At 66.4% G+C, this 12,175-nt stretch carries 14 protein-coding genes; 10 read left to right on the top strand and 4 right to left on the bottom strand.

What is annotated here, in order from left to right; genetic code table 11:
- Positions 1-24 precede the first annotated feature (24 nt).
- On the bottom strand, positions 25-1,572 hold the full coding sequence (locus ORI27_RS23520; protein ID WP_265999478.1) for a sugar transferase: 1,548 nt from the start codon (positions 1,570-1,572) through the stop codon (positions 25-27).
- Between the two features lie 176 nt (positions 1,573-1,748).
- Positions 1,749-2,579, bottom strand: a complete 831-nt coding sequence (locus ORI27_RS23515) for a hypothetical protein (RefSeq protein WP_407666407.1) — start codon at positions 2,577-2,579, stop codon at positions 1,749-1,751.
- A gap of 95 nt (positions 2,580-2,674) precedes the next feature.
- Here ORI27_RS23515 and ORI27_RS23510 point away from each other — a divergent pair, with 95 nt between their 5' ends.
- The 9 genes from ORI27_RS23510 (at position 2,675) to ORI27_RS23470 (ending at position 10,279) form a co-directional block, all read left to right on the top strand.
- Positions 2,675-3,691, top strand: coding sequence for a Ppx/GppA family phosphatase (locus ORI27_RS23510; RefSeq protein ID WP_265999476.1), 1,017 nt, complete (start codon positions 2,675-2,677; stop codon positions 3,689-3,691).
- A complete protein-coding gene (locus ORI27_RS23505) occupies positions 3,688-4,710 on the top strand; it encodes a hypothetical protein (RefSeq protein ID WP_265999475.1) in 1,023 nt (340 codons plus the stop codon). The genes ORI27_RS23510 and ORI27_RS23505 overlap by 4 nt, the downstream gene beginning before the upstream one ends.
- A gap of 7 nt (positions 4,711-4,717) precedes the next feature.
- Positions 4,718-5,563: a sugar phosphate isomerase/epimerase family protein gene (locus ORI27_RS23500; RefSeq protein WP_265999474.1), complete on the top strand. Its 846-nt coding sequence runs from the start codon at positions 4,718-4,720 to the stop codon at positions 5,561-5,563.
- Between the two features lie 40 nt (positions 5,564-5,603).
- Positions 5,604-6,437: a thioesterase family protein gene (locus ORI27_RS23495; RefSeq protein ID WP_265999473.1), complete on the top strand. Its 834-nt coding sequence runs from the start codon at positions 5,604-5,606 to the stop codon at positions 6,435-6,437.
- Positions 6,438-6,510: 73 nt separating this feature from the next.
- Positions 6,511-7,374: a pyrroline-5-carboxylate reductase gene (gene proC, locus ORI27_RS23490; RefSeq protein ID WP_265999472.1), complete on the top strand. Its 864-nt coding sequence runs from the start codon at positions 6,511-6,513 to the stop codon at positions 7,372-7,374.
- Positions 7,375-7,513: 139 nt separating this feature from the next.
- Positions 7,514-7,777: a helix-turn-helix domain-containing protein gene (locus ORI27_RS23485; RefSeq protein WP_036422530.1), complete on the top strand. Its 264-nt coding sequence runs from the start codon at positions 7,514-7,516 to the stop codon at positions 7,775-7,777.
- Positions 7,778-7,926: 149 nt separating this feature from the next.
- Positions 7,927-8,028 carry a 30S ribosomal protein bS22 gene (locus ORI27_RS23480; protein WP_003402602.1) on the top strand — a complete coding sequence of 34 codons (102 nt, stop codon included), beginning with the start codon at positions 7,927-7,929 and terminating at the stop codon, positions 8,026-8,028.
- Between the two features lie 82 nt (positions 8,029-8,110).
- Positions 8,111-9,184 carry an SDR family oxidoreductase gene (locus tag ORI27_RS23475; protein ID WP_265999471.1) on the top strand — a complete coding sequence of 358 codons (1,074 nt, stop codon included), beginning with the start codon at positions 8,111-8,113 and terminating at the stop codon, positions 9,182-9,184.
- Positions 9,185-9,214: 30 nt separating this feature from the next.
- Positions 9,215-10,279, top strand: coding sequence for a lysophospholipid acyltransferase family protein (locus ORI27_RS23470; protein WP_265999470.1), 1,065 nt, complete (start codon positions 9,215-9,217; stop codon positions 10,277-10,279).
- A 10-nt stretch (positions 10,280-10,289) separates the two neighbouring features.
- Here the strand turns inward: ORI27_RS23470 and ORI27_RS23465 are convergent, their stop codons facing one another.
- Both ORI27_RS23465 and ORI27_RS23460 read right to left on the bottom strand, forming a co-directional pair.
- Positions 10,290-10,802, bottom strand: a complete 513-nt coding sequence (locus tag ORI27_RS23465; protein ID WP_265999469.1) for an FAS1-like dehydratase domain-containing protein — start codon at positions 10,800-10,802, stop codon at positions 10,290-10,292.
- A 113-nt stretch (positions 10,803-10,915) separates the two neighbouring features.
- Complete coding sequence (locus ORI27_RS23460) at positions 10,916-11,854, bottom strand: HAD family hydrolase (RefSeq protein WP_265999468.1); 939 nt, start codon at positions 11,852-11,854, stop codon at positions 10,916-10,918.
- 30 nt (positions 11,855-11,884) lie between these two features.
- On the opposite strand from ORI27_RS23460, the gene ORI27_RS23455 reads away from it, so the two are divergent.
- Positions 11,885-12,169: a glutaredoxin family protein gene (locus tag ORI27_RS23455; protein ID WP_265999467.1), complete on the top strand. Its 285-nt coding sequence runs from the start codon at positions 11,885-11,887 to the stop codon at positions 12,167-12,169.
- The last annotated feature ends 6 nt before the right edge of the window (positions 12,170-12,175 follow it).

The raw sequence follows: 12,175 nt of genomic DNA, 5'->3' as shown, positions 1-12,175 counted from the left end.
GAGCCTGGCCCGCGGCAGTCGGGCCTAGTACGCGCCCTCGCCCCGCAGGACGGTCTTGACGGTCTTGACGATGATCACCAGATCCCGGATCGGCGACCAGTTCTCGATATAGCTGAGGTCGAGTCGGACGGCATCTTCGGTCTGCAGGTCAGAGCGGCCGCTGACCTGCCACAGGCCGGTCAGGCCGGGCTTGACGGTCAACCGCCTGCGAAGCAGGTAGTCGTACGAGTCAACCTCGCGGCGGACCTGCGGACGGGGCCCGACCACGCTCATGTCGCCGCGTAGCACGTTGATGAACTGAGGCAACTCGTCGATGCTGTATTTGCGTAGCACCCTGCCGACCCGGGTGACCCGCGGATCGTCCTTGGCCTTCCAGAACAGCGGGCTGGTGCCGTCGGCGGCGATCATTGCCGGCGCATCGACGTCGGCACCGTCGACCATGCTGCGGAACTTCAGCATCTTGAAGGTGGTGCCCTTGTGTCCGATCCGTTCGGAGACGTAGAAGACCGGTCCGGGGCCGGACAGCCGCACCGCCAGTGCCGCGAGCGCGAAGAGCGGCGCGACGACGATCATCGCGACGGTGGTGAACGCGATGTCGAAGGCTCGTTTGGCCGCCGAATTCGCCCTTTCGTGCTGCGGCTTGGCCACCTCGAACATCGCCATACCGGCCACCGGCCGGCTGTGCAGCCGCTCTTCGGCGACGTCGACCAACCCGGGCGTGATCATCAGATCCACCCCGAGCGAGTCGAGTTCCCAGATCAACCGCCGGATCTCGGTGGGGTGCAGATGCTCGGTGGCGGTCAAGGCGACGGTTTGCGCGCCGGTGCGTCGGACGGCGTCGGCGATCGCCTGGTCGATCCCGACAATGGGGATGGCCCGGCCGTCGACGTCGATGCTGCTGTCGCGCGCGGTCGGTCCCGCGGGCGTGCAGACCCCGACGACGCGGTACCCGGCACCCGGATCTCGCACGAAGGTGGCGGCGACGTCAGCGGCCGCCCGTGGGCTACCGACGACAAGCAGAGCGACCTGGTTGTCGGCACGGCTGAGTTCGGCGGCGGCCACCCGACGCCAGTAACCGCGGCTCACCAGCAGTCCGAGCAGGCCGACAGGAAAGGCGATCGCGAGATAGCTACGGGACAGATCGATGTGCAACAACAGCGCACTGATCGCGACCAGGCCGAACAACTGCAGCGTGGCGAGCACGATGCTCATGTACTCGCCGACGTTCCGGCCGACAACCCGGCGTACGCGGTAACCGACGAGACCTAGTGCCACCATCCACAACGAAGCCAACGCGACCGAGCCGGCGGCATAGAACGGCGGGGCCTCGGGTTGGCCGGCAACCGCGACGATGGTCGCGACGGTCAGCACGAGGCAGATAACTGCGGCATCACTGAGGATCAGCCGTTTGGAGTGGCGAAAATGCCGATCTTCGCGCTGCGACGCGGGCGCCTGGGGCCAAAGCGGTGGGATGTTGCTCTCGTCAAATAACGCGGAGGTCGAGTTTTGGCGAAGATTTGCATCGCAGTTGTCACCAACTGAAATCTGACTGTCAGACTGTTCGGCCAACACAGCGAAAATCGGACCTCGATGTCGGGGATCTGCTATTAACTGCACCGTAACCTTGATTACTGCGCAAGGCAACCGCTACGACACATGACGTCGGTCACGAATTTCTCGCAAAGATATGCAGATCTAGCAAATAATCGATCGGCAAGAGCTCGTCAGGTGGCTGTCGTCCGTCTACATCACGGTGCGGCGCGCGTGGCCGGGTGCACGGCGATGAGGGGAAAGCCGCCTCGCCGCTTGCACATGGCAGCCAACTCCGAATACGCCTTCTCGCCGAGCAGCTCAGTCAGTTCGGGCGCGTAGGACTGCCAGACCTGCTTCTTGCCGACGTGGGCGGCCGGGTCACCCGTGCAGTACCAGTGCAGATCCGCGCCGCCTTCGCCCCAGCCGCGCCGGTCATACTCGGTGATCGTGGTCCTGAGCACCTCGGTTCCGTCCGGTCGGGTGATCCATTCCTGGCTGCGCCGGATGGGAAGTTGCCAGCACACCTCGGGTTTCATCGTCAGCGGTTCGACCCCGAGCTTGAGTGCCTTGGTGTGGAGGGCGCAGCCGATGCCCGTCGGGAAGCCCGGGCGGTTGAGGAAGATGCAGGCGCCTTTGTATTTGCGGGTGCGCAGGTTCGGCTTGTCGTCGTACTCGTCCATCTCGAGGTAGCCCTTGCGGCCCAGCCCCTTGTCCCGGAACTGCCAATCCGCATCGGTCAGTTGCTTGACGGCGTCATCGAGCTTGGCCCGGTCGTCGTCATCGGACAGGAACGCCCCATGCGAGCAGCACCCGTCATCCGGGCGGCCCTCGACGGTGCCCTTACACGCCGGGGTGCCGAAAACGCACGTCCAGTGGGACAGCAGCCAGGTCAGGTCCGCAGCGATCAGATGCTCCGGATTGTCCGGGTCGTAGAACTCCACCCACTCGCGGGGAAAGTCCAGTTCAACCTCGCCAGGGTAGCCATGCGTCACAGCGCCCAACGGTAATGCAAATGCGCCCCGCCATCGCGCTGGCGATACGCCCATGTCGCGCGTGGCGAGACCCGGCGGCGGGGTCTGATTGCGCGACTCCTCCGCACTGGAGTGCCGGAGTGCATCGTCGTCGCGCTAGTTTTGTTCACGTGCGATTAGGCGTGCTCGACGTGGGCAGCAATACGGTTCATCTGCTGGTGGTCGATGCGCACCGCGGCGGGCATCCAACTCCGATGAGTTCGACCAAAGCCGCGCTGCGGCTCGCCGAGGCGATCGACGACTCCGGCAAGCTCACCCGACGTGGTGCCGACAAGCTGATCGACACCGTCGATGAGTTCGCCAAGATCGCGGCGAGCTCCGGGTGCGCCGACTTGATGGCATTCGCCACGTCGGCAGTCCGCGATGCCAAGAACTCCGAAGACGTCCTGGCTCGCGTGCTCGCCGAAACCGGAGTAGACCTGCAGGTTCTGTCCGGGGCCAGCGAGTCGCGACTGACGTTTCTGGCGGTGCGGCGCTGGTATGGCTGGAGCGCGGGACGGATCATCAACCTCGATATCGGGGGCGGCTCGCTGGAGCTGTCCAACGGTGTCGACGAGGCGCCCGAGGTGGCGTTGTCGCTGCCGCTGGGCGCCGGCCGGCTCACCCGCGAGTGGCTGCCCGACGATCCGCCGGGCCGGCGTCGGGTCGCCATGCTGCGCGACTGGCTGGACAACGAGCTCGCCGAGGCGAGCGCGTTCGTCCTGGAGGCGGGCCTGCCCGACCTCGCGGTGGCAACGTCGAAGACGTTTCGGTCATTGGCCCGGCTCACCGGTGCGGCCCCGTCGGGGGCCGGGCCCAGGGTCAAACGGACGCTCACGGCCAACGGCCTGAGGCAACTCATATCTTTCATCTCTAGGATGACCACGACAGATCGTGCCGAGTTGGAAGGGGTCAGTGCCGAGCGGGCGCCACAGATCGTGGCCGGCGCTTTGGTGGCGGAGGCAAGCATGCGAGCACTGTCATTGGAATCCGTCGACATCTGCCCGTGGGCGCTGCGCGAGGGCATCATCCTGCGCCGGCTCGATAGTGAAGCTGACGGAACTGCCCTGGTAGAAACCTCGGTGGGGGATGCTGGACACAAGGTTTTTGATCGGTCGACTTCCGCCCGATCGAGAGGCACACGATGACTGCACCAGATGACAGCGAGAACAGTCGGCCGATCTCGGTGGCCGAGCTGCTCGCCAAAAACGGAACGATCGGCTCACCGCCGGTCGGGGGGCGGCGGCGCCGTCGGCGCGGTAACAGCGACGCGGTGACCGTCGCGGAGTTGACCGGTGAGATCCCCATTTTTCGCACCGGTGAGATCCCTGTCGCGCAGGACGTCGAGACAGCCGATGTCGAGGTGGCCGAGGAGCAGGTCGACGAGGAGACAGCCGTCCCGGAGCCGGTAGGGGCAGCGGCGACCAACGGATCGGCCGTCGCGGTGCCGGTACCGGAGGAGGCCGAACAGGCCGAGGACGAAGGCGAGGTTTCGGCGCGGCCCTTCGAGGGGCCGCCCCCGCGTGCGGACAGCCCGCTCCCGCGGCGTGAGCGCGGTCCTGAGCGCGGTTACGACCCACGCCCGCTGCGTCGGCCCGAACAGCGGCCCGCGGCCGACACGGTGGCTTCCGAGGCCTCGGATGCCGAACAGATGGCCTTCGACCCCCTCGATGAAGCGGCCCCGGCGCTGGATCTGACGCCCGACGAGCAGGTCGACGAGGCCGCCGAGTTGCAGTCGTATCTGCGGTCCTCCGGTGGCCCGCTGTTCAGCGGCCAGACCGTGGCCGACGACCTCGCCCGCCGTGGCGTCAACCCCGACGACGAGCACGACGGCGGCGCGGTGGCAGTGGCGACCGAGCCGGACGACGAGGTGGCAGACGTCGGGCGTCCCCGGGAGGGGAAGCTCATCGCGCTGTGGCGCGGTCTCATCGTCGTGGGTCAGTCGATCCTGGCCGTTATCTTCGGCGCCGGGTTGTTCATCGCCTTCGACCAGCTGTGGCGGTGGAACAACATTGTCGCGTTGGTGCTGTCGGTACTGGTCATCCTGGGTCTCGTGGTGGCCGTCCGCATCGTCCGTAAAACCGAGGACATCGCCAGCACCCTGATCGCGGTTGCGGTCGGGGCGTTGGTCACCCTCGGACCGTTGGCGCTGCTGCAATCGACCTGATTCGTCAGTGCGCCCCGCTATCAAGGTCGGTCTGTCGACGGCCTCGGTCTATCCGCTGAGGACCGAGGCGGCTTTCGAGTACGCAGCCGAATTGGGTTACGACGGCGTCGAACTCATGGTGTGGGCCGAGACGGTCAGCCAGGACGTCGGCGCGATCGCCAAGCTGTCTCGGCGCTACAACGTGCCGGTGTTGTCGGTACATGCGCCATGTCTGTTGATTTCGCAGCGGGTTTGGGGGGCCAATCCCATCCCGAAGCTGACCCGCAGCGTGCAGGCCGCCGAGCGGCTCGGCGCGCAGACCGTGGTGGTACACCCGCCCTTCCGGTGGCAGCGCCGATACGCCGACGGATTCAGCGAGCAGGTGGCCGAATTGGAGAGCCGCAGCGACGTGCTGGTCGCGGTGGAGAACATGTTCCCGTTCCGCGCCGATCGCTTCTTCGGCTCCGGGGACCCGTCGATCGAGCGGATGCGCAAACGCGGCGGCCGTCCCGGTGTGGGGATCTCGGCGTTCGCGCCGTCCTATGATCCGCTGGACGGAAACCATGCCCACTACACATTGGACCTGTCACACACCGCGACGGCGGGCACCGACGCACTGGACATGGCCGCGCGGATGGGTTCGGGTCTGGTACACCTGCACCTGTGTGACGGCAACGGCGCGTCGACGGACGAACACCTGGTGCCGGGTCGGGGAACACAGCCCACCGTCGAGGTGTGCCGGATGCTGGCCGGCGGCGACTTCACCGGTCATGTGATCCTTGAAGTCACCACGTCGGGTGCACGCACCAAGGCTGAGCGCGAAGCGCTGCTCGTCGAATCGCTTCAGTTCGCGCGCACAAATCTGCTGCGGTGAGTGCAGCGGCGAACAAGGTAGTTGTGCGAGAAAGGCATTGATGTACCCCCGGTTCGACGATGCGATGCGGTTGCAGCCGCTGGATGGCGCCTTCGAGGCAAACCTCAACGAGCACTGGACAATTGGGCCGAAGATCCACGGCGGGGTGATGTTGGCGCTGTGCGCCAAGGCCGCTCGTGAGGCCTATGCCCAAGAGGTCGGCGGGCAGGAGCGAAGCGACTCGAGGATCAGCACAGCCGAGCCGGTGGCGGTGTCGGCGGATTTCCTGTCCGCCCCCGATCCGGGACCGGTGCGACTGATGACCAGCGTGCAGAAACGCGGCCGTCGGATCGGGCTGGTTGACGTGGCGCTGGCCCAGGGCGAACGCACCTGTGTTCGTGCCGTGGTCACCCTAGGTGATCCGGAGCATCACGTGCAGCCGCTGCTATCGGCCGACCCGGTGACGCCGCTGATGAGCGTCGAGCCGCCCGCGCACGTCGAGCCGATCGGGCCAGGCCATCCCGCGGCCGCGATCAACAATCTGGCCCGCGGCTGCGACATCCGCCCCGAGCTGGCCGAGACGCTGACGGCCTCCGGGGCGCCGCTCTACAAGATCTGGGTTCGGCCCAAGGACGGGCCGGTCGACGTGTTGTTCGCGCTCATGTGCGGCGACATCTCGGTGCCGGTCTGCTACGCGGTGGACCGCCGTGGCTGGGCCCCGACGGTGCAGATGACCGCGTACCTGCGGGGCATGCCGGCTGACGGCTGGCTGCGGGTGGCCTGCACGACCACGCAGATCGGACAGGACTGGTTCGACGAAGACCACACCGTGGTCGACAGCGAGGGCCGGATCATCGTGCAGACCCGCCAGCTGGCATTGGTGCCCGCCCAGTGATTTCGGCGCGCAAACCGCCGCTAGAGCGAACGCAAGCGCGCCGAGATCGCGGAGGCCGCTAGGGTGCTCTGACATGGCCAGAATCGCGATCATCGGCGGCGGCAGTATGGGCGAGGCGATCCTTGCGGGTCTGCTTCGCGCGGGCCGACAGGTCAAGGACCTCGTGGTCTCCGAGCGCATGCCGGAGCGGGCGCGCCAGTTGGGCGAGAAGTACTCGGTTCAGATGACGGGTGTCGCCGAGGCGGTGGAGACCGCGGCGTTCGTGATCCTTGCGGTGAAACCGGCCGATACCGAGGTGGTGGTCGCCGAGATCGCCGAGGCCGCCGCCCAGGCCGAGAGCGACACCGTCGAACAGGTCTTCGTCAGCGTCGTGGCCGGTGTGACGATCGGCTTCTACGAATCACGGCTACCTGCCGGCTCGCCGGTGGTCCGCGTTATGCCCAACGCCCCGGCCCTGGTCGGGGCGGGCGTCAGTGCGCTGGCCGCGGGCCGCTTCGCCACGGCTGAGCAGCTCGCGGACGTCGCGGGGGTGTTCCGGTGCGTCGGTGACGTGTTGACCGTCCCCGAAGCCCAGCTCGACGCCGTCACCGCCGTCTCCGGCTCGGGGCCGGCGTATTTCTTCCTGTTCGTCGAAGCGTTGGTCGACGCGGCGGTCGCCAACGGGCTCAGTCGAGCCGTCGCCACCGACTTGGCCGTGCAGACGATGGCCGGATCGGCCGCGATGCTGCTGGAACGTCTCGACAGCCAGCGGGCGGCTGGCGAAGACATCGGGCTGGACACGTCCGCGGCCCGGCTGCGCGCGATGGTGACGTCTCCGGCTGGAACCACCGCCGCTGGCCTGCGGGAACTCGAGTCCGGTGGGCTGCGGGCCGCCGTCACCGCGGCCATCGACGCGGCAAAAACACGCTCTGAGCAGCTAGGAATTACATCAGAGTAGTTCAAGAATTTTCTGATGGATTGACCCACACCCGTCGCAGTAACCCCACCCGCCACGCTATTCTCCTCGTGTATGCACGGCTGGGTGCCAGCGGTGGGGAAGCCGCTGGAACTGCCCGTGCCTGACGGATTGGGTTGCGATGACGTCTATGAACGGGCCATCGGCGCGGGATTCGGCTGGAAAATCGGCGCGGGATGCCGGTGGCGCCGACAGTCCGCCGGCCGCCCGAGCTCAATTTCTGACCGTCGCCGAAGTGGCGGCGCTGATGCGGGTCAGCAAGATGACGGTCTATCGCCTGGTGCACAACGGGGAGCTGCCCGCGGTGCGGGTGGGGCGCTCTTTTCGGGTGCATGCCAAGGCCGTCCACGACCTGCTGGAGACGTCGTACTTCGACGCGGGCTAGTTCGCTTGTTGTGCGGGCGGCGGTCGAAGGCGACCGGCTCGTCTCGGACCGGCCGTTTTCCGTTCCGCGTCCCTGCTTAGGTAAGGTGTCCGGGACACAAAGAAGCCTGCTCTGGTGCAGGCACTGCGAAGACTTAGGTAGCGGATTTCATGGGTTCAGTCATCAAGAAGCGGCGCAAGCGCATGTCGAAGAAGAAGCACCGCAAGCTGCTGCGTCGCACCCGGGTCCAGCGCAGAAAACTCGGTAAGTAAGGCTTCTGCCGGGGATCGCGCCCGGCCTCGACCGCTGCCATCGGCCGGTGCCGAGCTCAGTCTCGGCCGATAAGCTGTGCAGATGGAATCCGGCGGTCCCGACACCGAAGCCCCGCACTACCCGAAGGTCGTGCTGGTCACCGGAGCATGCCGGTTCCTTGGCGGGTATCTGACCGCCCGATTGGCGCAGAACCCGTTGATCAACAAGGTCATCGCGGTCGACGCCGTGGCGCCGAGTAAGGACTTGCTGCGCCGGATGGGTCGAGCCGAGTTCGTCCGTGCCGATATTCGAAACCCGTTCATCGCCAAGGTGATTCGAAACGGCGAGGTCGACACCGTCGTGCACGCCGCCGCCGCCTCGTACGCCCCGCGCTCCGGCGGGCGCGCGACGTTGAAGGAAATCAACGTGATGGGCGCGATGCAGTTGTTCGCGGCGTGCCAGAAAGCACCGTCGGTGCGGCGGGTGATCCTCAAGTCGACCTCCGAGGTTTACGGGTCGCATGCCCATGACCCGGTGGTCTACACCGAGGACAGCAGCAGCCGCCGCCCGCCGGGTGAGGGCTTCGCCCGCGACAGCATCGACATCGAGGGATACGTGCGCGGATTGGGTCGGCGCCGGCCCGATATCGCGGTGACGATCCTGCGGCTGGCCAACATGATCGGCCCGGGCATGGATACCGCCCTGTCGCGGTATCTGGCCGGCCCGCTGGTGACCACGGTGCTGGGTCACGACGCACGGCTACAGCTGCTTCACGAGCAGGACGCTCTCGGGGCACTGGAGCGCGCGACGATGGCCGGTAAATCGGGCACGTTCAATATCGGGGCCGACGGCGTGATCATGATGTCGCAGGCGATTCGGCGGTCCGGGCGCATTGCGGTTCCGCTGCCGAATACTGGCTTTTGGGCTCTGAATTCGTTGCGCAGGACGGGCCGGAGCTCCGACCTCAACCGTGACCAGATGGATTGGCTCAACTACGGCCGCGTCATGGACACCGCGCGAATGCGCTCCGAGTTGGGCTTTTCGCCGAAATGGACGACGATGGAAGCCTTCGACGACTACGTGCGGGGTCGAGGTTTGACTCCGATCATCGACCCGAAATGGGTACGCTCTCTGGAGAGACGCGCGGTCGTCGTTGCGCAGCGATGGGGCGGCTGATGAGCCGATGGTGGGGAGAAGGTAACTGAAGTGGCGGGTGAATCGAAAGCGAAAGTGATTCCGCTGCATTCGAATTCGAGTCGTGCAGCGGCCGCTCGTCGGGCTGCTCAACGTGCCGAGGCCGCGCGCCGACATCCCTCGCTGCTCGCTGATCCCGGCACCCGCGCGTCGGCGGAGGATATTGCCGCCGTCGTCAAGGAAATTGACGCGCACCGGGGCGCGGGCGCGACTGCGCCCGGTGACGAGGCTCCCAATGAACTGGCGCAACGTATTTCGGCGATCGCCGATTACGTTTCCAAACGTCTTACCGGTGATTACGAGGTCGACGAATTCGGTTTCGACCCGATGTTCAACAACGCGCTCGTCCTGCCTTTGCTGCGTTTCTTTTTCCAGAATTGGTTCCGGGTCGAGGTCAGTGGCATCGAGAATCTGCCCACCAGTGGTGCCGGCCTGGTGGTCGCCAACCACGCGGGGACGTTGCCGTTCGATGGGTTGATGTTGTCGGTGGCGGTGCACGACCATCACCCCGAGCACCGGGATCTGCGGTTGCTGGCGGCCGACATGGTGTTCGACATGCCGATGATGGGGCCGATCGCCCGCAAGGCCGGTCACACGATGGCGTCCACCGTCGACGCCCACCGGCTCCTCGTCGGCGGGGAGCTGACGGCGGTCTTCCCCGAGGGCTACAAGGGTCTGGGCAAGCACTTCCGGGATCGCTACAAGCTGCAGCGATTCGGCCGCGGCGGGTTCGTCTCGGCGGCGCTGCAAACCAAGGCGCCGATCATCCCGTGCTCGATCGTCGGTTCCGAGGAGATCTATCCGATGATTGCCGACGTCAAGCTCCTCGCGCGGGTGTTCGGGTTGCCGTACTTCCCGATCACGCCGCTGTTCCCGTTGGCCGGCCCGGCGGGGCTGATGCCGCTTCCGTCCAAGTGGCACATCGCCTTCGGTACGCCGATCGAAACAGCCGACTACGACGAGTCCGCGGCCGACGACCCAATGGTCACCTTCGAGCTCACCGACCAGGTGCGCGAGACCATTCAGCAGACGCTGTATCAGTTGCTGACCAAGCGTCGCAATATGTTCTTGGGCTGAGCGGTCCGGGTCAGCGCGCGGTTTGCTTGCCCAGTGCCGCCGCGGCGATCGCCGCCACCTGAGCGCTTGTCTCTTCGTCGCCGGCGGCTTCACCGATCATTGTCACGACGGTGGTCATCACCGGTTTGCCGTCGGCGTCGGTGACTTCGCTGCGCAATTCACTGATGACGGTGCCGTGCGATTCGATCACCGAATCCAGCCAGGAATCGAAGAACAATTTGTCACCCGCCACGATCGGCCGGTGGAAAAGCAGCTTCTGATCGCGGTGAATGACCCGGGCGATATTGATGCCGACGTCGAAGTTGCGGAAGATGTCCAATTGCACTTGGCGGCCCGGGATCGCGATGAAGGTCAGCGGCGCCACCACGTCGGGGTAGCCGGCGGCCTTGGCCGCTTCCTCGCTGTAGTGCAGCGGATCGTCGGACTGGATCGCCTTGGCGTACTCACGGATCTTCTCCCGGCCGACCAGGTAGTAGTCCGGGTAGCGATAGTGGGTCCCGATGATGTCGCTGGCGATTGACACCCGGGGAGCCTATCAGCGGCGTTGCGCGTGATTGCGGGGGTGAGCCGCGTTGAGGCCGCGTTCAGAGCGACGATCGGGCCGAATCATCGCTGAAGAGTGCGGTCTCAAACCCCTTAGTGGTGTTCGTGTCGCCGCGACACGGCTGCGGCGAGCGCCCCGCCGATCGCCCCGAGCGCCAGCGCTGAGGGCACCCCGATCCGGGCCGCCTTGCGCGCGGTCCGGAAATCCCGGATCTCCCAGCCGCGTTCGCGAGCCAACTCGCGCAGGTCGGCATCCGGGTTGATGGCGACCGCCGTCCCGACCAGAGACAGCATGGGCACGTCGTTGTAGCTGTCGGAATAGGCGGTGCAGCGCTTGAGGTTGAGCCCCTCGCGGATGGCCAACTGCCGTACCGCATGGGCCTTGCCGACGCCGTGCAGGATGTCGCCCACCAGCCGGCCGGTGAAAACCCCGTCCTCGGACTCCGCAATCGTCCCCAGCGCACCGGTGAAGCCCAGCCGGCGGGCGATCGTGCTGGCCAGCTCGTAGGGCGTCGCGGTGACCAGCCACACCTGCTGGCCGGCGTCGAGGTGCATCTGCGCCAGCGCCCGGGTTCCGGGCCAGATCTTGTCGGCGATGATGTCGTCGTAGATCTCCTCGCCGACCGCGATCAACTCGGCGGTCGAGCGACCCTCGATGAAGGCCAGCGCCTTGCGACGACCCTCGGCCACGTCGTCGCTGTTCTCCCGCCCGGTCAGCTGGAACTTCGCCTGGGCGTAGACGAACTTCCACATGTCGGCGTACGTGAAGTACTTGCGGGCGGCCAGGCCGCGCCCGAAGTGCACCAGCGAGGACCCCTGCACCAGCGTGTTGTCGACGTCGAAGAACGCCGCCGCGGTGAGGTCGGCGGGCGGCGGTGCCGCCGGCTCGGCGGGCTGCGGCTCCGGATCGCGCCGCGCGGCGATGCTGGCGTCGCGTGCCACGGCGCTGGCCTGCTCGGCGACCAACTCGTCGAGGGCCCGCTCGGCGCTGGCGTCCCCTGCGAGCTCCTGATCGTGGTCCCCGGAACTCATGGGTCAACCCTAACTGCGACACTGGGTCGGATGAGCCGCGCACACGTCGAGTTGCTGACCCGGGCCGGGTGCACCATCTGCCGGCAGGTCCATGACCGGCTCGTGGAGCTGGCCGCCGAGCTCGGATTCGAGTTGTCCGTGACCGACGTCGATGCGGCGGCCTCCGCCGGTGACAGCACGTTGCGCGCCGAATTCGGCGACCGCCTACCGGTTGTCCTCCTCGACGGGCGCGAGCACAGTTACTGGGATGTCGACGCCGAACGGTTACGAGCCGATCTCGCACCCGGCCGTCCGGTCGTCGATGACGAAGTGTGAATCACC

The organism is Mycobacterium pinniadriaticum (assembly GCF_026242045.1).
Classification (GTDB): domain Bacteria; phylum Actinomycetota; class Actinomycetes; order Mycobacteriales; family Mycobacteriaceae; genus Mycobacterium; species Mycobacterium pinniadriaticum.
This window is presented reverse-complemented; position numbering and strand designations above follow the sequence as displayed.